The 23,471-nt window shown below is 41.6% G+C and carries 25 protein-coding genes; 18 read left to right on the plus strand and 7 right to left on the minus strand.

Annotated elements, in window-relative coordinates:
• Positions 1 to 221 precede the first annotated feature (221 nt).
• Together CD004_RS01865 and CD004_RS23645 are read left to right on the plus strand one after the other, a co-directional pair.
• Entirely contained in the window at positions 222 to 887 is a 666-nt protein-coding gene (locus tag CD004_RS01865) for an HAD family hydrolase (protein WP_102261212.1), read from the plus strand.
• A 118-nt stretch (positions 888 to 1,005) separates the two neighbouring features.
• The gene (locus CD004_RS23645; protein WP_158651459.1) at positions 1,006 to 1,146 is read left to right on the plus strand and encodes a hypothetical protein; all 141 of its coding nucleotides are present in this window, start codon (positions 1,006 to 1,008) and stop codon (positions 1,144 to 1,146) included.
• Between the two features lie 10 nt (positions 1,147 to 1,156).
• On the opposite strand, the gene CD004_RS01870 is transcribed toward CD004_RS23645, so the two are convergent.
• Complete coding sequence (locus CD004_RS01870) at positions 1,157 to 2,104, minus strand: DMT family transporter (RefSeq protein ID WP_102261213.1); 948 nt, start codon at positions 2,102 to 2,104, stop codon at positions 1,157 to 1,159.
• Between the two features lie 210 nt (positions 2,105 to 2,314).
• On the opposite strand from CD004_RS01870, the gene CD004_RS01875 reads away from it, so the two are divergent.
• The 6 genes from CD004_RS01875 to tatC all read left to right on the plus strand — a co-directional run bounded on the left by CD004_RS01875 (position 2,315) and on the right by tatC (position 7,406).
• Positions 2,315 to 2,797, plus strand: a complete 483-nt coding sequence (locus CD004_RS01875) for an Lrp/AsnC family transcriptional regulator (protein ID WP_102261214.1) — start codon at positions 2,315 to 2,317, stop codon at positions 2,795 to 2,797.
• 270 nt (positions 2,798 to 3,067) lie between these two features.
• Positions 3,068 to 3,658: a biotin transporter BioY gene (locus CD004_RS01880; RefSeq protein WP_102261215.1), complete on the plus strand. Its 591-nt coding sequence runs from the start codon at positions 3,068 to 3,070 to the stop codon at positions 3,656 to 3,658.
• Positions 3,659 to 3,680: 22 nt separating this feature from the next.
• Complete coding sequence (gene bioB / locus CD004_RS01885; protein WP_180321268.1) at positions 3,681 to 4,673, plus strand: biotin synthase BioB; 993 nt, start codon at positions 3,681 to 3,683, stop codon at positions 4,671 to 4,673.
• 187 nt (positions 4,674 to 4,860) lie between these two features.
• Positions 4,861 to 6,294 (plus strand): alkaline phosphatase PhoX, encoded by a 1,434-nt coding sequence (locus CD004_RS01890; protein ID WP_102261217.1) that lies wholly within the window; start codon positions 4,861 to 4,863, stop codon positions 6,292 to 6,294.
• 141 nt (positions 6,295 to 6,435) lie between these two features.
• On the plus strand, positions 6,436 to 6,633 hold the full coding sequence (locus CD004_RS01895; RefSeq protein WP_102261218.1) for a twin-arginine translocase TatA/TatE family subunit: 198 nt from the start codon (positions 6,436 to 6,438) through the stop codon (positions 6,631 to 6,633).
• A 47-nt stretch (positions 6,634 to 6,680) separates the two neighbouring features.
• Positions 6,681 to 7,406: a twin-arginine translocase subunit TatC gene (tatC, locus tag CD004_RS01900; RefSeq protein ID WP_102261219.1), complete on the plus strand. Its 726-nt coding sequence runs from the start codon at positions 6,681 to 6,683 to the stop codon at positions 7,404 to 7,406.
• 77 nt (positions 7,407 to 7,483) lie between these two features.
• Here tatC and CD004_RS01905 read toward each other — a convergent pair whose 3' ends face one another.
• Positions 7,484 to 7,888, minus strand: a complete 405-nt coding sequence (locus CD004_RS01905) for a hypothetical protein (RefSeq protein WP_102261220.1) — start codon at positions 7,886 to 7,888, stop codon at positions 7,484 to 7,486.
• 178 nt (positions 7,889 to 8,066) lie between these two features.
• Between CD004_RS01905 and ilvA the strand changes: the two genes are divergently transcribed.
• Both ilvA and CD004_RS01915 read left to right on the plus strand, forming a co-directional pair.
• Complete coding sequence (ilvA, locus tag CD004_RS01910) at positions 8,067 to 9,272, plus strand: threonine ammonia-lyase (RefSeq protein ID WP_102261221.1); 1,206 nt, start codon at positions 8,067 to 8,069, stop codon at positions 9,270 to 9,272.
• Positions 9,273 to 9,400: 128 nt separating this feature from the next.
• Positions 9,401 to 10,387 (plus strand): Gfo/Idh/MocA family protein, encoded by a 987-nt coding sequence (locus CD004_RS01915; RefSeq protein WP_102261222.1) that lies wholly within the window; start codon positions 9,401 to 9,403, stop codon positions 10,385 to 10,387.
• A gap of 468 nt (positions 10,388 to 10,855) precedes the next feature.
• On the opposite strand, the gene CD004_RS01920 is transcribed toward CD004_RS01915, so the two are convergent.
• Positions 10,856 to 11,734: a TVP38/TMEM64 family protein gene (locus CD004_RS01920; protein WP_233434927.1), complete on the minus strand. Its 879-nt coding sequence runs from the start codon at positions 11,732 to 11,734 to the stop codon at positions 10,856 to 10,858.
• Between the two features lie 224 nt (positions 11,735 to 11,958).
• Between CD004_RS01920 and CD004_RS01925 the strand changes: the two genes are divergently transcribed.
• Positions 11,959 to 13,629, plus strand: a complete 1,671-nt coding sequence (locus CD004_RS01925; RefSeq protein WP_102261223.1) for a sulfite exporter TauE/SafE family protein — start codon at positions 11,959 to 11,961, stop codon at positions 13,627 to 13,629.
• Between the two features lie 151 nt (positions 13,630 to 13,780).
• Here the strand turns inward: CD004_RS01925 and CD004_RS01930 are convergent, their stop codons facing one another.
• The gene (locus tag CD004_RS01930) at positions 13,781 to 14,203 is read right to left on the minus strand and encodes a hypothetical protein (protein WP_102261224.1); all 423 of its coding nucleotides are present in this window, start codon (positions 14,201 to 14,203) and stop codon (positions 13,781 to 13,783) included.
• A gap of 366 nt (positions 14,204 to 14,569) precedes the next feature.
• Between CD004_RS01930 and CD004_RS01935 the strand changes: the two genes are divergently transcribed.
• The 3 genes from CD004_RS01935 to CD004_RS01945 all read left to right on the plus strand — a co-directional run bounded on the left by CD004_RS01935 (position 14,570) and on the right by CD004_RS01945 (position 18,238).
• Positions 14,570 to 15,646 (plus strand): GGDEF domain-containing protein, encoded by a 1,077-nt coding sequence (locus tag CD004_RS01935; RefSeq protein ID WP_102261225.1) that lies wholly within the window; start codon positions 14,570 to 14,572, stop codon positions 15,644 to 15,646.
• A 204-nt stretch (positions 15,647 to 15,850) separates the two neighbouring features.
• Positions 15,851 to 17,902 (plus strand): DUF4179 domain-containing protein, encoded by a 2,052-nt coding sequence (locus CD004_RS01940; RefSeq protein ID WP_102261226.1) that lies wholly within the window; start codon positions 15,851 to 15,853, stop codon positions 17,900 to 17,902.
• A 69-nt stretch (positions 17,903 to 17,971) separates the two neighbouring features.
• Positions 17,972 to 18,238: a hypothetical protein gene (locus CD004_RS01945; RefSeq protein WP_102261227.1), complete on the plus strand. Its 267-nt coding sequence runs from the start codon at positions 17,972 to 17,974 to the stop codon at positions 18,236 to 18,238.
• Between the two features lie 27 nt (positions 18,239 to 18,265).
• On the opposite strand, the gene CD004_RS01950 is transcribed toward CD004_RS01945, so the two are convergent.
• Both CD004_RS01950 and CD004_RS01955 read right to left on the minus strand, forming a co-directional pair.
• Entirely contained in the window at positions 18,266 to 18,940 is a 675-nt protein-coding gene (locus CD004_RS01950; RefSeq protein WP_102261228.1) for a DNA alkylation repair protein, read from the minus strand.
• A gap of 40 nt (positions 18,941 to 18,980) precedes the next feature.
• Positions 18,981 to 19,541: a GNAT family N-acetyltransferase gene (locus tag CD004_RS01955; protein ID WP_102261229.1), complete on the minus strand. Its 561-nt coding sequence runs from the start codon at positions 19,539 to 19,541 to the stop codon at positions 18,981 to 18,983.
• A gap of 251 nt (positions 19,542 to 19,792) precedes the next feature.
• Here CD004_RS01955 and CD004_RS01960 point away from each other — a divergent pair, with 251 nt between their 5' ends.
• The 3 genes from CD004_RS01960 to CD004_RS01970 all read left to right on the plus strand — a co-directional run bounded on the left by CD004_RS01960 (position 19,793) and on the right by CD004_RS01970 (position 22,472).
• Positions 19,793 to 21,259, plus strand: coding sequence for an ABC transporter permease (locus CD004_RS01960; RefSeq protein WP_102261230.1), 1,467 nt, complete (start codon positions 19,793 to 19,795; stop codon positions 21,257 to 21,259).
• A gap of 23 nt (positions 21,260 to 21,282) precedes the next feature.
• Positions 21,283 to 21,972, plus strand: coding sequence for an ABC transporter ATP-binding protein (locus tag CD004_RS01965; RefSeq protein ID WP_102261231.1), 690 nt, complete (start codon positions 21,283 to 21,285; stop codon positions 21,970 to 21,972).
• A 134-nt stretch (positions 21,973 to 22,106) separates the two neighbouring features.
• A complete protein-coding gene (locus CD004_RS01970; RefSeq protein ID WP_102261232.1) occupies positions 22,107 to 22,472 on the plus strand; it encodes a hypothetical protein in 366 nt (121 codons plus the stop codon).
• A 108-nt stretch (positions 22,473 to 22,580) separates the two neighbouring features.
• Here the strand turns inward: CD004_RS01970 and CD004_RS23975 are convergent, their stop codons facing one another.
• Entirely contained in the window at positions 22,581 to 22,739 is a 159-nt protein-coding gene (locus CD004_RS23975; RefSeq protein ID WP_170029932.1) for a hypothetical protein, read from the minus strand.
• A 204-nt stretch (positions 22,740 to 22,943) separates the two neighbouring features.
• On the opposite strand from CD004_RS23975, the gene yiaA reads away from it, so the two are divergent.
• Positions 22,944 to 23,414, plus strand: a complete 471-nt coding sequence (yiaA, locus tag CD004_RS01975; RefSeq protein WP_102261233.1) for an inner membrane protein YiaA — start codon at positions 22,944 to 22,946, stop codon at positions 23,412 to 23,414.
• Positions 23,415 to 23,471: the final 57 nt, after the last annotated feature.

Raw genomic sequence — 23,471 nt, forward strand, 5'->3', positions numbered from 1 at the left:
CGTAAATCGTATAATAGGTCATCTTGAAAGGCAGCGAAACCGTTTCGCTGTCTTTTTTTAATTCTTCTGGAACACAGGGGCGTTTTTTGTCCTGTAAAGTGTAGGGTAGCTTGTCTCTCGCTTGAAGGAAGAACAAAGTGTTGTAGAGAACTATTAAATAATGAGGATTTTAGTTCAAAACAGTTTGAATATATGATTAATGGTATTGGAAGGGATTTAACATGGCCATATATAAAGTGATTTTATTTGATTTAGACGGAACCATTTCAGACCCAAAGGCAGGAATAACCAGATCGGTTCAATATGCATTACAGAAAATGAATATTGAAGTACCTGATGTTAATCACCTTGAAGGTTTTATTGGACCGCCCCTTCAGGTATCCTTCGCTGAATATTTCAATCTTGATGAAATTCAAACGAAAAAAGCAATTGAATTTTACAGAGAGAGGTTTAAGGCAAAGGGGATGTATGAAAATGAGTTATACACAAATATTCCAATTCTATTACATTCTCTAAAGGAACAGGATTTAATTTTAGTTGTTGCCACATCGAAACCTACCGTATTTTCTGAACAAATCCTTCAGCATTTTGAGATTGATCATTATTTTGACCTTGTTGTTGGCAGTAACCTTGATGGAACCAGATCATCAAAAACTGAAATCATTCAATATATACTAGATGCGTTCAAATCACATAGGTTAGAAGATTTTATTATGATCGGCGATAGGAAGCATGATATAGAGGGTGCTAATAATAACGGTATTGACTCAATTGGAGTAACGTATGGATATGGATCTTTTGAGGAACTCAGAAACTCAAAACCTACTTATATAGTCGGAAGCGTTGGACAGTTGAAAGGTATATTAATGGGAAGTCAGGTCAAATAGATTTCATAAATCACGGACACGGTTCCGGCGTTCCATAAACAGAGGATCTTCCAACTGGCGTGATCATTGCTGTCTGCCAGCTTGTTAATTGATTGAGAGTGATGGAGAACAACAAGATATGGGCAATGGTGGAGGATGGCAGGACAATGATTTTTCCCTTGTGTTTATAAAGTGGGAGGATATGTCTGGGAAGATGAAGATGCTGGACCGCTTCATTCCGGCAAAAGGAAGGCTGGGGTTATGGGAGTATGAAGTATAGAGTGGCCTGTTCAACGGGGAACAGGCACTTTTTCAGCTTTGTTAGCTTTACCCGCTAAAATACGGGCAGGAATTGGAATCATCAATCTGACAGGCTTGTTTTTCAAAAGCGTAAATAAAATGCAGCCTGCAATAACAATGACGCTGCCAGCGGCCTGGATCCAGGTCATGTTCTCTCCTAAAAAAACAAAGGCCAGGACGGCGGTAAAGATCGGATTGAAATTAAGGAACAACCCGGAAGTGCTTGGCCCCAGCTTATTGACTCCGATATTCCAGAGAACCATACAAAGTACGGTCGAGACAAGGCCTGTGTATAAAATGCCTTGCATAAAGGAGGAGTTCAAGTTGGTTATCGTGAAATCATTGATGGAAAAAGGCAGTAAAACGAGCAGGCCGAAAATACCAGAGTAGAGGATGGACATCATTGGTGTGACGGCTGCCATCGCCCACTTGCTGCTGACCGAATAAATCCCCCACATTCCCACAGCTGCCATCATATAAAGGTCTCCTTTATTGAACTGCAAGGATAACAATATATTCATATTCCCCTTTGAAAGGACGAGCAGAACTCCAAATAGGGAGAGGATCATTGTAAGGAATTGGAGTCTATTGATTTTTTCTTTTAGAAAAAAGAAAGAGAATGCCGCAATCGAAAACATATTCACGGTCGAGATCAAGCCAACGTTCGTTGCCGAAGTCTTTTCAAGTGCCATGAATTGCAGTGCCTGAAATAAGGCGACTCCGGTAACTCCCATTATAAACAGGGGCAGAATGGATTCTTTTGGCGGGATCAGCTTTTTTTCTTTCCACCAGACAAGCGGGATCAGGCAAATGATCGCAATGGCCCATCTTAGAATGGTCAAGGTAATCGGAGAAGCATGGTCAACAAGCGTCTTCCCCACGATAAAATTTCCGCCCCAAAGAAAACTCGTTAAAAGTAATAGTAAATAATATTTCACGTCATTTGGCCCCTTTGAGCAGAGCCATTGTGCACAATGACTTTACGTTATATGAATTATTTTAACATTTTCCTTCGATTACAAAAGATAATTTTGTTAAATTGATTTAATTCAAAATAAATAAAAGTATAATAGATATATAGTTATGAAAATTCAAATACGGTTCCTTTTTTCACTGGTATTCTGAATTTTTTAAAAGGGGGATGAACCGTGGAATCAGTTGTAAGCAAGGTTTTGGACAATGTGGATATAAAAATTCTGGATTTACTGCAAAAGGATGCTCAGTTAAGCAATCTGGAACTTTCGAAGCGAGTGAATTTATCTGCTCCGGCTGTTCATGCAAGAATCAAGCGGCTCGAAGGTGAAGGGTACATCAAAAAGCATGTCGCGATCTTAAATCATGAGAAACTCGGGTTTGATTTGCTGTGCTTTGTTTTTATGAGTACCAATATGCATCAGTTAGAAAAGTTGGAATCATTGGAAGAGACCCTTGAAGCAATGGAAGAGGTATTGGAATGCCATTGCCTCACTGGGGAGTACGATTATCTGTTAAAGGTGGCCTGCAAAGATCGCAAGGGGCTGGAGATGTTTATCAGGGGGCTGAATGAACTGGGGATTACCAAGATCCAGACAAGTCTGGCTTTAAGGGAAATCAAAGACTCGACCGTGCTTCCAATCAGTGGGGAAGTGTGAGCAACAGCGGTTAGGAGGGACATGGAGGCTTGACACATATACAATAAAAATACACCCATAAGGCTTGAGTTATTTTAGCCCCGCAAGTTCGGTTGACTTGCGGGGCCTTTTTATGACTTAAGTGACAAGGCTTCATACATACCTTTTTCAAACACTTTTAATATGCTCGCATTCTAATAAAAAATATGTAAACCTAATTAATTATTGGTTGACATAAAATATTACGAAAGCGTATTCTTTATTTATATTACAGAAAAGGAGAGCTTACTTATGAAGTTTAAAGCACTAGATTTAACTCTGGCATCCATGTTCGTCGGTCTCATGGCGATTGGAGCGAATATCACCTCCTTTGTACCGTTTATGGTCGTCGGTGGTGTACCGATTACTTTGCAAACCTTCTTCGCTATTTTAGCGGGAATCATCCTCGGCAGTCGCCTGGGAGCCATTTCCATGACGGTCTATGCATTAGTGGGATTGGTTGGTGTACCAGTGTTCGCAAAATTTGGCGCTGGGTTGTCCACTTTTATTAGCCCCACATTCGGTTTTATCCTATCGTTCATTTTTACAGCGTATGTTGCAGGGAAAATGGTAGAAAAGAATCGTACGCTATTCGCCTTTATCTTTGCTTCATTAACCGGACTTGTCATTAACTATGTATTCGGCACAAATTGGATGTATTTTGCCTATAAATTCTGGGCTGCGGCACCGGAGGGTTTCACATATAAAATGGCCTGGCTATGGATGGTTGTCCCGCTTCCAAAAGACATCATCCTTGCTGTTTTTGCTGGCATGATGGGGCATAGACTGGAAAAAACAGTCCTGCAGAAAGGCAGCTTCAAGCACTTAAGGAAAGCAGCTTAATATCAAAGGGGGAATGAATAGCATGGGATACTGGAAGGAGTTAGCACTGGGGGTGCTCAATGGAAACGAGCTTTCAGATGCAGAGGCTTTAAGCATACTGGATTGTCCCGATCAGGAACTGCTCGAGTTGCTCCAGGGAGCCTACATCATACGCCATAACTATTATGGAAACAGCGTAAAATTAAATATGATCATCAACACCAAATCAGGATTATGCCCGGAAAACTGCGGTTACTGTGCTCAATCCAGCGTATCTGAAGCACCCATTCAAAAGTATAAAATGATGGATAAAGAAACAATCCTAAAAGGAGCCGAACAAGCTTTTAACCTCAATGCAGGCACCTATTGCATTGTTGCCAGCGGCAGAGGGCCAAGTGAAAAGGAGATTGATACAGTCACTTCGGCTGTAGAGGAAATTAAAGATAAATATGGCCTGAAGGTTTGTGCCTGCCTCGGAATCCTTAAACCCTCACAAGCAGAAAGACTAAAAGCAGCTGGTGTTGATCGATACAACCATAACCTCAACACTTCAGCGAGTCATCATGCTGCCATCACGACATCGCATACATATGAAGATCGCGTCAATACTGTAGAACTTATTAAAAATTCCGGGATTTCACCATGCTCCGGGGTGATAGTTGGAATGAAGGAAACGAAGCAAGATGTGGTTGACATGGCACGCAGCCTGAAGGCACTTGACGCTGATTCCATACCGGTCAATTTCCTTCATGCAATAGACGGTACCCCGCTGGAAGGAACACAAGAATTGAATCCGCGTTACTGCCTGAAAGTCCTGTGCCTGATGCGATTCATCAATCCTGCAAAAGAAATCAGGATTTCCGGGGGCAGAGAAGTGAATCTGCGCAGTCTGCAGCCTTTAGGGCTCTATCCTGCCAACTCGATCTTTGTCGGGGATTATTTAACAACAGAAGGGCAAGAAACGACCGCAGACCATAAAATGCTCGAGGATCTTGGATTCGAAATTGAATTTGCAAAGGAAGAAATTCCATCTTAAAAAAAGACCCAGTGTGGTAGTACATCTACTGCACTGAGTCTTTTTTTTGAAGAGAAAGGCCATCCTCCTGTTAATCAGCCTTTACTATTATTATACTGAATTTTTACACAACTCTGGTAATACCTTAATAATTTCCATTTAATCTATTAATAGTTTCAAAAATACATAGGATGAGGAGAGATGAGGTATGGCTGATCAAAATACGAATAGTGGCTTGAACAGAAGGGACTTCTTAAAGGCAGGTGGGGTGAGTGCGCTTGCCATTACTCTTGGCAGTACTGGAGTAATGGGGCTGAGTACAACAGCACTTGCCGATTCTGCTAAAAATCCAACTAGCGGATTTGGCGGGTATGGAGATTTGATTCCAGATCCTAATGGCATTCTCGATCTTCCAAAAGGCTTCCATTACAAAATCATCTCCAGAGAAGGCGACTTGATGACAGACGGAACCAAAATCCCGGGTGCTTTTGATGGAATGGCGGCTTTTGAAGGGCCGAACAACACGACGATTCTTGTTCGTAATCATGAATTATCTTCTGGCCCGGCATTTGGAAGAAATCCTTATGATGCAAATGCACAGGGTGGAACTTCCGCTCTTGTTGTAGGGGCAAATCGTGAAGTGATTAAAGAATATGTGACATCTTCAGGTACAATCCGAAATTGCGCAGGTGGCGCGACACCTTGGGGCACATGGCTAACTTGCGAAGAAAACCGTTCCGAGGGACATGGTTATGTATTCGAAGTCGATCCATCGCAGCCAGAAAACGATATGTCCAAAACGCCAATCAAGGAAATGGGCCGTTTTTCACACGAAGCATGTGCAATTGACCCAGCGACAGGATATGTCTATTTAACCGAAGATGCAAGCCCGAGCTTCCTTTATCGTTTTATCCCGAATGACTTGAGCCAAAAGCCAGGTGCGTTGCAAAAAGGCGGCAAGTTATATGCGGCAGCGATTGAAGCGGTGGCGGATCCATCAGCCAGCACTTTCAAAACGGGACAAACTTTTAAAATTGTGTGGAAGGAAGTAGATCCTCATTGGTGCCGTGAAGAAGCTGCTGCGCAAGACTGCATTGTGTTCTCAAGGCTTGAGGGAGCATTCTTTCAAGAGGGGGTTTTCTGGTTTGATGATACCTCTGCCGGTGATAAAAAACTTGGCCGCGTGTATCGTTATGTACCTCATACGAATACCCTGGAGCTTTTTTATGAAGGAAATGATGCGCGATACATGGAATATCCGGATAATATCTGCTGTACACCTTGGGGCGACCTTTGGTATGCAGAGGATGGCTCTGGCCAGGATCGCATTATGGGAATTACTCCAGAAGGCAAGGTGTATCCTTTTGCGGCCAACCGTTTAAGCGGCTCTGAACTGGCAGGCCCAACCTTCTCGCCAGATGGAAACACCCTTTTCGTCAATATCCAAAGCCCTGGCAAAACGTTTGCGATTTGGGGACCATTCCAGCGCCGTAATGCTGCGCGCGCAAGGGAAATGTCCTTTGCTGCACCAGCGAATCTTGCACCGCAAGTTTCTGAAAAAGTCGCCAAGGCTGCCAAAGCACAAGGGATGTCCATCCTGGAAGCAGCAGCATTTGAGCGCCATGGGATAAAAATGGCATAGATTGTTTCACTAGAATCTAAAAAAAGATGTAAGCTAAACACTTGTATGGTTTACATCTTTTTTTACATCCCGGTTATTTGTTGAAGCTTTCCTGGAGTGCACGTGAACAGTAAAGAAACGTTAAGTATTGGAGGTTACTAGATGTTACAGAATATAGGAATACCTGGTTTAATACTAGTTCTTGTCATTGCTCTAATTATTTTTGGTCCATCCAAGCTGCCTGAAATCGGCCGTGCTTTTGGATCGACACTAAAAGAGTTCAAGAAATCAACACGTGAGTTGGTTTCGGATGACGAGTCGAAAAAAGATGATGAAAACAAAAGTAGTGTAACTCAATAAGAAATAGAAGAAGATGACTTTCATCTTCTTTTTTTAGAGGTGATTTCATGGATGGAAAACAGATGAATCTTGTGGACCACTTGAGTGAGCTGCGAAAACGACTGATGATCATCGTGGGAAGCTTTATGCTAATTGTCATGCTGGCTTTGATCTATGTGAAAAATATTTACCAGTGGCTGGTCCAGGATTTATCCATTAAATTAGCGGTTCTCGGTCCAAGTGATATTTTGTGGGTGTATTTGATGCTTGCAGCCGTCATTGCCTTAGCAGGTACGATTCCAATTGCAGCCCATCAGATTTGGCTATTTATACGACCTGCCTTATCTGAAAAGGAGAAGAAAGTAACATTAGCCTACATACCAGCACTATTCTTACTTTTCATAGCGGGCATTTGTTTTGGTTATTTTGTCATTTTTCCGCTGGTGTTTCAATTCCTGCTTTCGCTATCCCAGGATATGTTCATGGAATTTTTCACAACAGAGAAATACTTTCGTTTTTTAATCCATATGGTCATGCCCTTTGGGATCCTATTCGAACTTCCTGTCATTATTATGTTTTTGACAAGCTTGGGTGTGTTAAATCCATACCGGTTGCAGAAGGCCAGAAAGTATTCTTATTTTATACTGATAGTAACGGCTGTTCTAATCACGCCCCCAGATCTCCTATCAGACATACTTGTCATCATCCCTCTGCTATTTTTGTATGAATGCAGTGTTCTATTATCGAAGATAGTTTACCGTAGAAAACAGGGGTCTGAATTATCGGCAGCATAACAGGAGACTTACTGTGCAGGAAAATACGTCATATTTTAAGACAGCGAATCCGTATCGCTGTCTTTTTTACATATTAATTATTCGTCCTTGGACATAGCATTATAGTGTTTGAGACTTTTAAACCGCTTTTTCTTTTTCAAGTACTTTTCGTTAAGTACTAGTACTTTCCCGTTCTCTGCGGCTGAAAATTTGCGGTAGACGGATTTGTATTTTTCAAAGGCCAAGTGTCCGGAAATATAAGCAGGTACAATCATGGCGATGAGGATCAGTACATCTCTGATGATATGAAATTGTTGCTCGAAAACATATCTCGTCATAACCGCCTGGGATGCAAAAGCCACCATTATGATGATCAGCACATTGCAGATGTGAAAAGCGAAAAACTCCTTTCCTCTAAGAAACATCCGCTCCAGTTCATTTTTAAAAATGAGGGAAATGAATACCGAAATCACAATGAATATAAAGGAAATGAAAAACGCCATTTTACCCGTCCTCCTTCGTGGATGATCCCTTTTCAGGATTGTAACATAATGCTTGCCGAGGATTAATTGAAGTGGACGTGTCAATCGTATATAAGTGAACTTGAGAGACAGTTTTACATACTTTTCCTTTCCCTGAGCAACATAAAAAGAAATTGAATGGGAATCTGGAGGATTGGAAATGAGCTTGGATGATGTCATTTTGGCGCGGGAAAAAATGAAGGGAATTGTACATACGACACCTCTCGATTATTCTAAAACGTTTAGCACTCTCTCAGATAATGAAGTATATTTGAAGCTTGAAAACCTGCAAAAGACAGGGTCCTTCAAGGTTAGAGGTTCTTATAATAAACTAATATCTTTGCCATCTGAAAAGCTTCAGAACGGCGTCGTGGCAGCTTCAGCCGGCAACCATGCCCAGGGCGTGGCGTATTCCTGCCAGATGCTCGGCATTCGGTGCACGATTGTCATGCCGAAAGGTGCACCTCTCAGCAAGGTGCTGGCAACACGGCAATACGGAGCCGAAGTCATACTCGAAGGTGCAGTTTTTGATGAAGCTCTCGCCTTTGCATTGGAGCTTAAAGACAAGGTCGGCGCAACTTTTATCCATGCCTTTGATGATGAGGCGGTCATTGCCGGACAAGGTACAGTCGGTTTGGAAATACTTGATCAGCTGCCTGATGTCGAGGTGATTGTCTGTCCTGTTGGAGGGGGAGGGCTTATTGCGGGTGTCGCGTTGGCGGTGAAAGAGAAAAATCCGGACATTAAGGTATATGGTGTTCAGACGCTTGCATGTCCGAGTATGAAGCAGTCGTTAACAGAGAACAGACCTATTGCTGTTGAAGCAGCTCCAACGATGGCAGATGGAATTGCGGTCCAGAAGCCTGGGCAGAAGACTTTTGAAATCATCAGGAAATATGTTGATGACATTTTCTGTGTCGACGAGATGGAAATAGCCCGCACCATGCTTCTTGTCCTCGAGCGAAATAAGCTGCTAGTTGAGGGCTCAGGTGCAAGCCCGCTTGCTGCACTGCTTTACGATAAAGTAAAGCTAAGCGGTAAGAAGGTTGCCGTTGTTTTAAGTGGCGGAAATGTCGATGTTAATTTTATCTCCCGAATCATTGAGCGTGGACTGGTTGAATCCGGCAGGTTCGCCCATTTTACTATCACTTTAAAAGATAAGCCAGGGGAGCTGCAAAGAGTGTTGAGTTCCGTAACTGAACTGAACGCAAACATCCAATCCGTCAACCTTAACCGGATCGGCAAACATATCTACCCAGGCTTTGCTCAGCTGGAGTTATCGGTGGAAACGAAGGACCATGAACATATAGAGCAGCTAGAGAAGAAGCTGAGAGGCCAGGGATTTCAGCTGGAGATGGAGGAATAAGGGGGTGCGTCCCTACGCTTTCAGGTAAAGCAGATACATCGGAAAGACAATCTCCTAGTCATTAAACATAGTATAATGGAATAACAAGTTTTGTTCTGACTTGCGTTTATTAAGGAGAGGATTAATCGATGGACGAAAAAATAATCAAATGGGGAATTTTAGGCACAGGTGGAATTGCGAGTGCTTTCGCGAGAGATTTGGCTTTTGCTAAAAATACCGAAAAACTTGCTGTGGGGTCACGTACAAAAGAGAGCGCTGCAAAGTTTGCGGAAGAGCATGGAGTTTCCCGTGCATATGGAAGCTACGAAGAACTAGTGCAAGATCCGGAGGTGGATGCCATTTATGTTGCTACGCCACACCCTTTTCATAAGGAAAATGTATTGACTTGTCTTCGTGCTGGTAAGGCTGTGCTTTGCGAGAAGCCTTTTACCATGAATAGCGGGGAACTGGAAGAAATCATTGATTTTGCCAGAGATCAAAAGCTTTTTTTGATGGAGGCGATGTGGACACGTTTCCTGCCTCCGATTATTAAAGTTAAAGAATGGATTGACAGTGGGGAAATTGGTGAAGTACTTTTAGTAAAAGCTGATTTTGGATACCGTGCACAGTGGGATCCAGAGTGGAGATTACTTAATCCGGTCCTTGGAGGAGGAGCATTGCTTGATCTAGGGATTTATCCGGTAACATTTGCATCAATGATTTTCGGAACAACCCCAGAGAAGATTCTGAGTACGGCTCATATCGGTGAAACGGGTGTGGATGAACAGTTTTCCATTCTTATGTCCTATCCTTCTGGAAAGACCGCCACCCTTAACGGAGCCTTTCGAATTGGTTTAACGAATGAAGCATACATACATGGAACAGAAGGCTACATTCGAATTCCATCATTCCATAGTGCAAAATCAGCAACCTTGTATAAGGATGGTCAGGAAGTAGAGACATTTAATGATGACAGAAAATCGGCTGGCTACTCGTTTGAAATTGAAGAAGTAGGAAGATGCCTAAATCAAGGCCTTTTAGAAAGCCCTGTCGTTCCATTGAATGAATCATTAGAAATTATGAAGCTGATGGACGAAATTCGTGGGCAATGGGGATTGAAATATCCGTTTGAATAAGTTCGTTCAGAGATATATCATATCCATACTTATTGAAGGACAAGGGGGGCGAATCCAGCGTCCCCCATCATCAGTAAAACGTGAAGCACGGGGACTTTCCTGTGCTTTTTCAATTGGGTGGAGAAAAAAAGGTAATTTATGAAACGGCATTATCATTAACTGGAAAAAAACAGCCGGAATTTCCAGTTCGCGAATAAAATTCGATTTTCGCCAATAAAAAATTTTTTTCGCCAATAAAACTTGAAAATCGCCAATAAAATTGTGAAAACCGCCAATAAATTTTCCAAGAGGGTGATTTTCGAATCATCAAAGACAAACAGATCGCATTCAGCTTCACTTTTTATCAAAGATTGAATGAAAATGAAGACATATAGGGATTTTTCTCAAAGAATAAAAACCTAAATTGACATGAAACGATACTAGACCACTGATAAAGGGGCGAATCCAGCGCACCCTTAAATGTGTCACTTAACCATCACTATCCCCCTTTACAACCACGTTCTTTGCAAGAAGTTTCTTCGTTAAAACGCTGATCGCAAAGAGAATAAAGACAAGAGCTGAGAATCCGAACATCAATTGAGTTGGTGTTAAAGATAGTCTCTCAGCCAGTTCCACTGAGTATGCGAGCGCCGTCGCCGTGAAGAATTTCGAGATTGAGGCAATCAGTAAGAACCTTTTTGGTGACACTTGCCCAATGCCTGCTCCTACACAGATGATCTCATCTGGAAGAATTGGCACGATGAATAAAAGGAACATAATCAATGTTTCATTTTTAGAGGCATAATGTTGGTATTTTTCTAGCTGCTCTTCCTTGATGAACTTAGAAATGAATTTCCTTCCACCGTATCTGGCGGCAAAAAACATGGCTGAAATCCCAAGAAGTGTTCCTGGAAATGCAATGGCTGCTGCAACACCGGGCCCGAAAACCGCGCTCGCACCTGGTATGGTAACAGCTTCAGGGATTGGAAGGAGGATTGGTTGGGCAAAGCTGATGAAAAAGAAAATATATTTGGCTGTTTTTAGATGTTCTTTTAACAACCCTTCAAAACCGTACGTATCAGTAAGCACAAGGATTTTTGTCATATAAAAAATTGCCAGTACAAGAATCAATAAGGCTCCTAAATATAAAATGACCATCCTATTAACCTTCAGAAGGTTCCGATGGTTCTTCATCAGAAAATATCCATCCATTAACAAAACAATTTTGACTGCGCCTAAGTAAAGCCATTTATATAGTGGCAGCACAGTAGGCAATAATTCAAACAATAAATATAGTGACAGGATACTGAGGGCTAAATGCAGGATCAATTCCATTGCATAATTGTGGTTTTCTTTAAGTGTGAACAAGTTGATATACCCCTTCAATTCATGTGATGATGACTTATGTTTACATTTTAATGAAGGTAGCGACTTTAATCGACGCGCTTAGGATTGAAATTGTGCTAGGACCTGAGGCTTACATAGAGATCCATCACATTTGTCCCGTACGCTTCCATTCCAGATAAAGCCAACATGAAACTTTACATCAGTTGATTCGTATATGTAGAGGACAAAAATAAAAGGGGATTTTTATGGGGAATATACTTCTTTTTGCACTTTTGGTTGGATTGGCTTCTGCTCTGATTCTTACTCCTTTTTCTAAAGGGGTAGAGAAGGACAGGAAAATGACATCAGCCTTTTTGATTGCTGCGATTGTCTTTTTTACGGTTGGGACTTTTGCATTCTATTACGCATTTAATCTAGATCGCAATCTTTCTTCACTGTGGCCATTTGCGATTGTGATCACATTTGGCGGAATGTTTTTTGCTGCTGGGAAGGAACAGATGATAAAAGGCATTTTGTTTTTGCTGTCCTTGCTAGTAGGCGTATATTTCATGATCGCTTTTCTTTTTAACGCAGAGGAAAAATATGAGTCTGCGAAAATGGCGGAGAAGATGGAAATCTCGACTTTTGATGAAAAGGAAACACCGGCGAGTGTCCCTCCACATTTTGCGCGCAATAAGATGAAAAAGGCGTTCGGCCAGGTTCCGAATACGAGTTATTATGAGCTTGGGAATCTGCAGATCCAGAAGGTCAATGGAGAGTACGTCTATATCGCTCCTGTTGAGTTCTCAGGCTTTTTCAAATGGTGGAATGGAAAGTCAACACCGGGTTATTTTACAATCAGTGCCACGGATTCATCAGCAAATCCAAAATTTAATAAGTCAGAAATGGTTTATACACCTTCTTCGTTCTTCAATAAAAATGTTGATCGTCATATTCGTTTGCAGTATCCAGAGGCGATTTTCTACGGAGACACTCAGCTTGAGATCGATGATGAAGGCAAACCTTTTTATATCAGGACCTTCGGTGAGTTCATCTCAGCCAGGAATGGGTTTAATGTGACAGGTGTTGTCGTCGTTGACCCAGATTCAGGTAAAACGAAGGCGTATGCTTTGAAGGATGTTCCAGAATTCATTGACGGCGCTGTTTCACCGGAAGCAGTCAGTCTGCAAAACAGCTATTACGGTAATTACATTCATGGTTATTGGAACAGTGTGTTTGGTAAGACGGATATAAAACTGCCTTCAGATGAAGGAACCGAAGCCCAGGTCAGCCCAATTTTCGATGAAAATGGCGATATGTATTATTTCACCGATTTTACCAGCCCGAAAGAAGGGGTGGACTCGATGCTCGGGTATTCCCTGACGAACTCGAGGACAGGGAAGGCGACCTTCTATACTGGCAATCTTGAAGAGTCCTATATGGATTCTGAAGGCGCGCTGCAGATTATTGAGAAGAAGTTCATTGAGAAAAAGTGGCATGGCGAAATGCCGATTCTCTACAATTTCTATGGAGAAGCAAGTTGGCTGACACCTGTTCTTGATTCGAATGGCTTCCTGCAAAATTACTTCATCGTATCGGCAGCAAACCCGGAAATTTCGGTGTTTGGTAATACTCCTAATGAAGCACTGAAAAAGTATAAAACTGCACTTCAGCATGGCGGCGGTACTGTGGATGGCAGTTCGAAGGCGGAGGAAAAGCAAACGAGCGGAACCGTGTTGCGAGTCTACAAAGAAAAAACAGGCGACTTCACGATCGTTTCCATCCTGCTGGACAATAAAAAGAACTACATCATTTCATCAGAAACGAATCCACTGGCGATCTATGTAAAAGAAGGTGACCAGGTCAATCTCAAATACATGGATACCGGCGAAACCTTCCTGCCAGTTAAAGAGTTAGTGATACAAGGATTAGAGTAAGACAAAAAATAGTGCCTGTCCCCGGCGTAATGTTGCACCTGGGGACAGGCACTTTTGGGTTTTGGATAAATTAAGGAAAGCTAATGTATTCACGAGGATTCCTAAGAAGTATTATGTGAGAGGGATATTAAAGAGAGTGTATTAATTAATCTTACTGCTGTTTTTCATTCAATATCTCTAAAACATCCTGATGCTGTTTCTGAACATTGGAAACATGCTTGATTTCACTAGATAGTTCTGATTTCGTTTCATCAAGCTTTTTCATTAGGCTGCCATAGTAAAAAGCCACTTCTTTCCGCATCTCACTCTGTTCTGATAATAAAGATTGTTGGCCTTTTTCTAAGTTGACTAAACGTACCTCCATGGATTCAAAGCGATTATCCACAGCAAAAAAACGCTCATCCACAGCATCAAAACGTGTATCAACGTAATCAAAGCGCTCATCCACAGCATCAAAACGTGCATCAACGGAATCAAAGCGCTTGTCCACAGCATCAAAACGTGCATCAACAGAATCGAAGCGCTTGTCCATCGAATCCAAACGATCTAAAATCTTATTCAATATTTTCTCCATCTCATTTCACCTCCTTCTTTATCAATTTATTATACCCACTCCAATAAAACAAGTCACCACAAATGACAAGTAGTTTAGCTTTTTCACAACCGCTCCTCCAATCGCATTGCTTTTACATTAGCATTCTACTAGATGGAAGTTATCACCACTTTAAATTGGCAGTGAAAAAGAACACATACACATGTAGTTGTTCCAAATAAGATAGAACATATTGTGCAACACCCTTACCGTCCCTCTGTTTGTATCCGTGGCTTTTCTATACTCTATGTGGCCGAGGGAAGATAGTTGGGAATTTTATAGTAAAATTGTCCTTTATCACGTATTCTATAAAAGGAAGTCGAAATTAACGTTTTAGGTGGTATTACCTTGCTTAAAGATTTTTTTATACATGCTAGTTTTGTTATTACATTTTTGTTTATAGGCGGGAGTTTATTTAAAAACAATCCAGAGATGGATACAACTCTTCAAAAGTTAAAACTTGGGGCATTAGCGGGGATACTTGGTTCAGTGTTAATGGCTTTTAGTATTCAGATTACTCCTGTGATTATAATGGATTTGCGTCATATTGCGATACTGTTGTCTGCTTTTTATGGAGGATTCGTGTCGGCTTTTGTAGCCGCGAGCATAATCAATATCAGCAGATTAGTATTTTTTGATGGCAGTTTGGAAACATTTCTGGTCACTGTGCTCATAATGTTTATTATTGCGGCGTTTGCCGCACTGGTCCAAGAAAAGGTGGAGGGTTCGAACTTTTTCAAGTGGACGATTATGGGATTGATTAGCTTGATTACGATTTCATCCGGCTTTTTGTATCTAATGGGCATTTCAGATCAAGTGTACCGAATCTTGGTTAACTATTGGGTTATTACAACTGTATCGGGAGGTTTGGTGTATTTTTTGGCAGGATACATCGTTCAGTCGAACCAAATGTTTATGCAGCTGAAAACCCAGTCGGCTACAGACTTCCTTACTGGGTTAAATAATGTCAGACAGTTCGATTCGTCATTAAATGAAAGTATAGAAAGTGCCCATGAGCTTAATGAAAAATTATCGCTGCTTATGATTGATATCGATCACTTCAAAAAGGTCAATGATACGTATGGTCATCAAGCTGGAGATGAAGTTTTAAGGCAATTGGGAGGACTATTATTCAGCTGCTCACGCCCAAGTGATATTGTCTCAAGAAATGGCGGTGAAGAATTTTCACTGTTATTAAAAAACTGTTCCTACTCTCAAGCGCTGGAAATCGCAGAACGACTCCGGGTAATAGTGGAAAATCATCGATTCTCCTTACCAAATGGCAAAGAAATCAAGATCACCATCTCGCTTGGTGCTTCAACCTATCTAGAAACAACTGAATGCTTAGAAGAATTCATCAAACAAGCAGACGATACCTTATATAAATCAAAACGGACAGGAAGAAATAAAGTATCCTCACTATAAAGATTTGAAAGCACGGGGACGTACCCTGTGCTTTTTTTAGTATACATCCCGATGCCTCCAACTACATAAGGAATCAGTTCGTTAAAATTCATTCACCCTTATGAAAGCAATGTCGGCCACATTCATTTTTTAAAAGATAACTAGCATAATAGGTAATTAAAGGTAAAATAGAATTAGAGATGACGTGTCAAAGGGGGAACAATTATGGTCCCAGAAATGGAATCCATTACGATTGCCACTATACAGGAAAAAGGGATAGATTCTGTCGTTGACTGGTTTGATCGGCATAAGCAATCCTTTTATGCACTGGGTTGGTTTTATCTTCAGAACCAGCAGCAAATGGAAGAGTTATTTTACCGGTCGATTTTAAAAGTGCATAAGGAATTGCCTCGATATAAAAGGGATACCTCATTCGAATTGTGGGTTACCTCGATTTTCATCGATAATTGCCGGGAGCTTTCCCAGGATGAAGTTTTACAGGCGTCAGAGGACTTTAAATCACATCAGGATTTATTTAAAGCACTCGATCAGCTTGAGGATGATGAAAAGGGAGCGATGATCCTTACATATGGAGCAGGGCTTTCCCAAGAGGAAGCTGCGCAAATTCTACGGGTTTCTTCGGATAAACTGAAAGAGCTTATGTTTTCCGGAGTAAAGTCGGTAAGAGAACAACTCGATGGGTCAACTTATAACGGTTGTAACGAATATCAGAATCACTACATTGATTATCTGGAAAAAACGATGGAACGGCCGGGAAAAATAGAGTTCGAGATGCATATCTACAATTGCCGGGAATGTCAGGATGATTTGGCTGCCTTTCAGGAAGTCACTTTGATGTTGCATCATGCTGAGTGGATGAAGGACATGCCAGTGCCGGAGCATTTTATCGAGAACATTAAAGAGAGACTGACAGAAAAGGAGAGAGCAAGGCAGCAGAAGATCAAAAAGCGAAAGAAAGTCTCACTTATTTTTGCGAGTGTATTTGCCTTCGTGATCGGTATCGGCTTCTTTACTGGCACATTTGCCAATGTCTACTATGGTTGGACAGAGGAAGATGAGCAATTACGTACCTTCCTGCAAAATGACCTGGGACAAAGGCTCAATCTCGAAGCTGAAAGCGACGGTGTGAAAATTAAAATCAAGGGTGTCGTTGCTGATGATTATCAGACGCTTGTTTTTTATAAAATCGAAGATACAAATGAGGATAAACAATATGTTATGTTTTCGGAAGATGGGGTTTTTATAGAAAACGAGAGTGAACTCATGAAACACGATACATATCCACGTCATTATCCTCCAGACCTAAAAGCGGAGATGAATAAAAAGGAAAAGAATGTGTTTTATGGAGTGATTGGACTGCGGCCGCTCGAGGATAATAGTGGTGTTCTTAAACTGAATATTGAAAGGATTCAGGAGCTGGCTCTCGACGATCAAGAGGCAAGTTGGGGATTTGGTTACAGGAGCAATGGCCTTAAAACAGGTGATTGGAAATTCGAAGTCCCGGTAACTAAGCAGCCTTCCGTCGTATATGAATTAAATGAACAAGCAAAAATCGAAGGAATCCCGATTCGCCTGGATAAATTGATCATGGCCCCAACAGCAACGCTTTTGGAATATGGCCTTCCTATGGGAGAGATGGAAAAGAGAATTGATAGGATTCAATTTGGCAATCTAGAAGTGAACAATGTAAAAATGAAACCGGACCAATTTAGTGGTTATAACTATTTACAGCCTGAAGCCAATTGGCATAAATACCAAATGTATTATGATCCGTTTTATGGGGAAAAACCGAAAGACATAGCAATTCAATTCCAATCAGCCTATTTTTCATTCGATGACAAAAAAAGCATCGATCTTGATTTTAACGAGTCATTTCCCCAGACGTTTGAATATGCGGGTAGTACCATCAGCATTGATAAAGTTGAAATTGGCCAGCCCACAATCCTTGTCATCAGCAACCATGAAGTCGAAAACCGGGAATTTGAAAGACTGCACCTCAATGTTGTAGGTGAAGATGAGTATGAACCAATTTCAATGGGGATGGACAGTGAGGGAGTGATCGTGGATAAGAATGGCGTTCAATACGATATGAAATCACCCACCTTCGATTATGATAAAATTGAACAGCCACGCCATTTTATTACCGTTGATACCTTGATGTTGGATGGAAACAAAACCATTCCTAAAAGACTGGATATTTACGGATATAGCTCGATGAAATATTTGGATGATGTGGTGAAGATTTCGCTGGATTGATACGCGGTAATGGACAGCTAGCTTTTATTTCAAAAAAAATGTTCCTTTTTTTTACAGGGAGGCCAAAATATGAAGCTATTTATTCAGGCAGCAATTGGTTCGATTGCCATTCATGTAATCTATTTTGTTGGCATTCTTCTGACCGGCTACATAAAAACGATGAATTATACACCGGATATCGAAGGCTCATGGGAAAGTGTTGGTACGCTTCAGAATGAGGTGGCATTCGGCATGACGGGTTCTCCGTTTTTTTTCCTTTTTACCTTTATCGGAGTGACTTTATTTTGCGAAATGGTAATCGTTTTATATAGAAAAGTTAAAGGAGCACAGGGATAAAAAGTCCTGTGCTCCTTTAATCTGTCCTCACTTCTTGCCATTATGCTTCAAGGCTTCTCTTCGGCTTAAGTTTGAAAGAGGGAGGCTATTTGTAATTTCGATGACTTTCTCAGGATTTTGCTTAGCGTATTCCCTTAAGGCCCAGCCGATTGCTTTGTTGATGAAAAATTCGTTTGTATGGCAGGTTCTTGAAATAATATCCTCGAGCATCGCCACATCAGTTTTTTCTTTATAACCTAACTGGAATAAAATACAGGAACGGATCAGCCAGATGTTATCCGAGGCGATCCATCTGTCGATAATAGGCTGCCTGTGCTGCGAGAATTTTTCAAGATAGTATCCGAAATGCTTTTTCGCGATATGGTCGACTGTGTCCCACCAGGGCTTGGTCGTGATGATGTGTTCCAGAAGCTGTAGATCATCCTCTGTGAACTGTTTTTTCATTAAATCTAACAGGTATAGCCCGCTGATCTGCATTTCTCGTTCTTCCAGCTCCCAAAGGGAAGTAATGACCTCGTGTAAATCTTCCTTTGCAAGGAGGCCATGAGTCTTCACATGCTGTTTGAAAACTTCCTGCATCTGCGGGGCTCTCAAACCAATATATTCAAATTGATTCCGCATGTATTTAGACAGCCTTACTGCTTCCTCGCTATTCCGATGTTTTAACGCTTCTACATATAATGCTTCAACATAGTTGTTCATCAGATCCTCATCACCATTTCATTCAATTAAATTGCATTCTCTATTTTACATATAAATCTCTGAATTCATCTTCCAGAATACTCATTTTGATACAGTCATGGTATTTGTGGTTGTAATAGAGATAATCTCGCTGAATTCCTTCCTGTTTGAATCCGAGCTTTTCGTACACATGGATGGCGCGTGGGTTGTAAGCAAAAACCTCGAGCTCGATCCGATGCATGTTCAAAATGCCAAATCCATAATCCAGCAAGAGTGGCATTGCTTCACTGCCATAACCTTTGCCTTGGTACTCACTTTCTATGGCGATCCGAATGTTGCAATTCCGGTTGATTGGGTCAATATCCTGTAAGGCAATATCACCGATGACCTCATCTGTGTCCTTCAGGCAAATAAACAGCAGGACAGTGGAGAAATCCTGAGACTTTCCTTCGATGTAGCGGTGCACGCCTTCCTTTGTAAAAGCGCGGGTCGTTCCAGTCAGCCTTCTTACCTCAGGGTCGAATAGTTGATGGAAATAGGTTTCTGTATCCTCCAGGCTGAGCGGCCTTAAATACACCCTGTCGCCAATAAGCAGCCTGACAGGCATTGTTTCATTTTTCATATGATAACCTCCGACTATTTTAATTAATAGTAATTTCTATAGAGAGCTCGTCAATTCCTTTTTTACCCATTACGTGCTCTTCTGTTTTTTCTTCAAAAAGAAGGTCGAGTAGGATAAGAGCTTTGAAAAGTCCATCAGTTGATAAAAAATTTCCGTTTTTGTTTCAGTCTAGGTCATAGTTTGTTAATAATTTGGTCATAACTTGGGGTTAATCTTTTGCTTGTACCCAATTTGCCCAAAGGAGAGAAATTATGAATTTTATTAAAAGATCATTTTTAAGTGTGAAAGCGAGGAAAGGGAAAAGTCTGCTGCAGGTTTTTGTGTTTTCCGTGATTTGCGTTCTGGTCCTGGCAGGTCTGTCAATCCAGACTGCGGCTAAAAAATCGAGCGACCTGGCGCGTCAAAAGCTTGGAGCCGACGTCACGCTGCAGGTCGACATGGAAAAAATGCGCGAGAAGATGCAGGCCCAGCAATCAAATGGTGAACGCCGTAGATTCCAGCCAACCCCGATTCCGGCAGAAACAGCAGAAGAACTGACCTCATATGAACAAATCAAAGGCTATAATTTCTACTCTTCAACCACAGCTCTAGCTTCCAACTTTGAGCCAATCACAAACGAAGATACTGAAACAATCGAAAATAGCACCGACTCCTCAGCCGAAGGTGCTGGTGGAAGGATGCCAGGAGGAAAGTCTCAAGGCGACATCAGTCTTCAAGGTGTGTCCTTCACCGATTCCACAGCTGAGTTCATGGATGGAACGGCCTCTATAATTGATGGAGAACATATTACAGAAGAGGATCACGGGAAAAATGTCACCCTCATTGAACAAACTCTTGCAGAAGAAAATCAATTGAAAGTAGGCGACTCCATATCCATCACCAACCCAAGGGATGAATCGATCGTCATGGAGCTCCAAATCAAAGGTATCTATAAAATGTCATCCACCGGTGCTGAACAAGGAATGGATATCACCGCCCTGATTCCTTATAACAAGCTGTACGTACCGTTTACAGCTTCTGCGGCACTAAAAGGCAGTGAGTTTGAAGGAACGATTGACAGCGCGATTTACTATATCGACAATCCTGCAGACATGGAAAGCTTTGTAGCCCAGGCGAGGGAGAAAAGCAGCATTGATTTTGAAACTTTTAAACTCGATGCGGATGACCAGCTGTATCAGCAAATGGTTGGTCCAATAGAGAATGTCGCAAGCTTTTCGAATAATATCGTTTATTTAGTATCCATAGCGGGTGCAATTATTTTGGGCTTGATCGTCATGATGTCGATCCGCGAACGGAAATATGAGATGGGTGTTCTGTTGGCGATTGGAGAACGGCGCTGGAAGCTTGCTGGACAGTTTGTCGTTGAAATCCTGCTTGTTGCTGCCATTTCTCTCGGAATTGCCACTGTCAGCGGAAATGAAGTTGCCAAACAGGTAAGTGAACAGCTTTTAAAACAAGAGTTGCTATCAGCTGAGCAAGCCACTGCACCAGAATCTTTCCGGGGGCGTGGCAACGGTTTTAGTGGCGGCATTCCGGGCATGTCGGATGGACAAACAATTCAAGCAGAAACGATTGAGGAACTCGATGTCAGTGTGACAGGAGATGACTTGACCTTGCTGGCATTGATTGGAATGCTGATTGCAATTATTTCTGCGCTACTGCCATCGTTAACGGTCTTACGTCTTCAGCCAAAAACAATCTTGAGCAGACAGGATTAAGCAATTTGAGGAGGATACGAAAAATGAGCGCATTATTGGAATTTCAAAACATCAGCTATTGGTATAAACACGAAAATAAGAAGCAGGAAATCCTGAAAAATATTGATGTCAGCTTTGAAAGGGGGACTTTTTACACGATCACCGGTCCTTCAGGTTCTGGCAAGACGACATTCCTGGCTGTTGCAAGCGCATTGGATGTTCAAAAAGAAGGCACCATTTTGTATGAGGGAAGGGACATTAAGAAAATCGGTCTCACCAAGTTCCGCAACAAGTATGTTTCCATCGTCTTTCAGTCATACAACCTGCTGCCATATATGACCGCCTTGCAAAATGTCACGACCGCAATGGAGATTACCGGAGCCAAACATAAAAATAAAAAGGAATTTGCCTTGAGTATGCTTGAGCGGGTGGGAATTTCGGCACAGCAAGCGCACCAGAAGGTTTTAACCTTAAGCGGGGGCCAGCAACAGCGGGTCTCCATCGCCCGAGCCCTTTGCTGCGACACAGACTTGATCGTGGCAGATGAACCAACCGGCAATCTAGATGAAAACACAGCCCAGGAAATCGTGAATCTGCTAAAGGACTTAGCGCATAATGAAGGGAAATGTGTAATCGTAGTAACCCATGACCAAAATATTGCAAGCTCGTCCGATATAACGGTAAAACTGTCAAAAGGAAGCCTGACCATCACCCCAAGAAAAACAGGAGCATAGGTACGAACCCTATGCTTCCGTTTTCTATATAGAATCACAACTTCTAAAAAGAAGGTTTTTAATTTATAGAGTCGAAATTAATGTTATATATATTGGCCGTATGCTGGATGGTCAGCGGGTTGAGGGGATAGAGGATGTTGAAGGGGATAGATAAATCTTTTTTAGGCTGGGGCATTTCTTTGGTTATTTTTCTGGTTATTATGGTTGTGGATCAAACGGTGTATATTGGTGTTTGGCCATCGACTCTGCCAGTTATACTCCTCGTCACAAATGCCCTTTATTTTAAAGCGGATGTAAAGGGGAAAAGGAGAGTGCCGTATTGGGTCTTTGTCATGCTGTTTCTAACGATTCTATATTTCTCCATTCCTCGATTCACCTATAATCAGGCGAAGGAAATCGTCGTGGAGAAGTATGAAATTTATAAACGAAAAAGAGCAGATCATACCTGTGATGGATTCGGGATTTCATCCCTTCGCATATACACACTTCTATTCGTTTAAGGTAAAATCAGGGGACGCAGAGCAGCGGGTCATGGTGAACCCGGATACGGGAGAGATCATCGTACTGAGGTAATTTAGCTAAAGAAAAAACCACTCAAAGTGGTTTTTTTAATCGCGCATGGATCCTGCCTCTCGGGAAGTCATCGCACCTTGCCCAGCAGCTACATCTTTTTGGATTTGCTGTTTTACTTGTCCCGCATCTGTTCCTGAATATCCAGGCTGCATAACAGAACCTTTATTTCCTTTGAAATTGGAATCCTTCTGCATATAAATCCTCCTTAGGTTTTGTTTTTATTATTTACAAGAAGTTCTTAAGTAACCATAATGATCTGACCTTCATCTCAGTTGATTTTTAGAAAAAATAACAATTTTATCTATTATTTGTAAACAACTTCTATATAATGTATTTAGATATAAGCACTGCAATTTCGTGGTGCTTTATATATTCGTTAAATTTGGGGGAGAGACATGATGTCTAATGAGCATGAGGTGTCATTGGATAAAGCTGTAGAAAGAAAGCCAAAAGTGAAAGTAGAAAGGAAAGAAGGGGAACCTACTGCAGCATTCAAGGGGGCTTCCTGGGGAGCTCTGTTAGTGGGTGTTTCCGCTTATCTGATTGGTTTGTTCAACGCAGCGATGGAACTGAACGAAAAGGGCTATTATTTTGCCGTATTGGTATTCGGTCTCTATGCAGCGGTATCTTTACAAAAGGCAGTGAGAGATAGGGAGGAAGACATACCAGTTACGAATATTTATTATGGCATCAGCTGGTTTGCGCTTATCGTATCTATTTCGTTAATGGCGATCGGTCTATACAATGCAGGAAGTATTGTTTTAAGTGAAAAAGGCTTCTATGGTATGTCATTTGTCCTTAGTATCTTTGCAGCAATAACCGTTCAGAAAAATATTAGAGATACACAGAGAGCAAAAGAAAGAGATTGAGAAGTGGGACACTGTAGGATTTACGAACTTAAGCGATAAAAACACACATTAGTGATC

Origin of the sequence: Mesobacillus jeotgali (genome assembly GCF_002874535.1) — a bacterium.
Classification (GTDB): domain Bacteria; phylum Bacillota; class Bacilli; order Bacillales; family Cytobacillaceae; genus Mesobacillus; species Mesobacillus jeotgali.

What these genes read in the sequence shown, in the direction of transcription:
- CD004_RS01865 (WP_102261212.1), top strand. Translation starts at nt 222, where the DNA reads ATGGCCATATATAAAGTGATTTTATTTGATTTAGACGGAACCATTTCA.
- CD004_RS23645 (WP_158651459.1), top strand. Translation starts at nt 1,006, where the DNA reads ATGGGCAATGGTGGAGGATGGCAGGACAATGATTTTTCCCTTGTGTTT.
- CD004_RS01880 (WP_102261215.1), top strand. Translation starts at nt 3,068, where the DNA reads ATGAAGTTTAAAGCACTAGATTTAACTCTGGCATCCATGTTCGTCGGT.
- bioB (WP_180321268.1), top strand. Translation starts at nt 3,681, where the DNA reads ATGGGATACTGGAAGGAGTTAGCACTGGGGGTGCTCAATGGAAACGAG.
- CD004_RS01890 (WP_102261217.1), top strand. Translation starts at nt 4,861, where the DNA reads ATGGCTGATCAAAATACGAATAGTGGCTTGAACAGAAGGGACTTCTTA.
- CD004_RS01895 (WP_102261218.1), top strand. Translation starts at nt 6,436, where the DNA reads ATGTTACAGAATATAGGAATACCTGGTTTAATACTAGTTCTTGTCATT.
- tatC (WP_102261219.1), top strand. Translation starts at nt 6,681, where the DNA reads ATGGATGGAAAACAGATGAATCTTGTGGACCACTTGAGTGAGCTGCGA.
- CD004_RS01905 (WP_102261220.1), bottom strand. Translation starts at nt 7,888, where the DNA reads ATGGCGTTTTTCATTTCCTTTATATTCATTGTGATTTCGGTATTCATT.
- ilvA (WP_102261221.1), top strand. Translation starts at nt 8,067, where the DNA reads ATGAGCTTGGATGATGTCATTTTGGCGCGGGAAAAAATGAAGGGAATT.
- CD004_RS01915 (WP_102261222.1), top strand. Translation starts at nt 9,401, where the DNA reads ATGGACGAAAAAATAATCAAATGGGGAATTTTAGGCACAGGTGGAATT.
- CD004_RS01925 (WP_102261223.1), top strand. Translation starts at nt 11,959, where the DNA reads ATGGGGAATATACTTCTTTTTGCACTTTTGGTTGGATTGGCTTCTGCT.
- CD004_RS01930 (WP_102261224.1), bottom strand. Translation starts at nt 14,203, where the DNA reads ATGGAGAAAATATTGAATAAGATTTTAGATCGTTTGGATTCGATGGAC.
- CD004_RS01940 (WP_102261226.1), top strand. Translation starts at nt 15,851, where the DNA reads ATGGTCCCAGAAATGGAATCCATTACGATTGCCACTATACAGGAAAAA.
- CD004_RS01945 (WP_102261227.1), top strand. Translation starts at nt 17,972, where the DNA reads ATGAAGCTATTTATTCAGGCAGCAATTGGTTCGATTGCCATTCATGTA.
- CD004_RS01950 (WP_102261228.1), bottom strand. Translation starts at nt 18,940, where the DNA reads ATGAACAACTATGTTGAAGCATTATATGTAGAAGCGTTAAAACATCGG.
- CD004_RS01955 (WP_102261229.1), bottom strand. Translation starts at nt 19,541, where the DNA reads ATGAAAAATGAAACAATGCCTGTCAGGCTGCTTATTGGCGACAGGGTG.
- CD004_RS01960 (WP_102261230.1), top strand. Translation starts at nt 19,793, where the DNA reads ATGAATTTTATTAAAAGATCATTTTTAAGTGTGAAAGCGAGGAAAGGG.
- CD004_RS01965 (WP_102261231.1), top strand. Translation starts at nt 21,283, where the DNA reads ATGAGCGCATTATTGGAATTTCAAAACATCAGCTATTGGTATAAACAC.
- CD004_RS01970 (WP_102261232.1), top strand. Translation starts at nt 22,107, where the DNA reads ATGTTGAAGGGGATAGATAAATCTTTTTTAGGCTGGGGCATTTCTTTG.
- CD004_RS23975 (WP_170029932.1), bottom strand. Translation starts at nt 22,739, where the DNA reads ATGCAGAAGGATTCCAATTTCAAAGGAAATAAAGGTTCTGTTATGCAG.
- yiaA (WP_102261233.1), top strand. Translation starts at nt 22,944, where the DNA reads ATGTCTAATGAGCATGAGGTGTCATTGGATAAAGCTGTAGAAAGAAAG.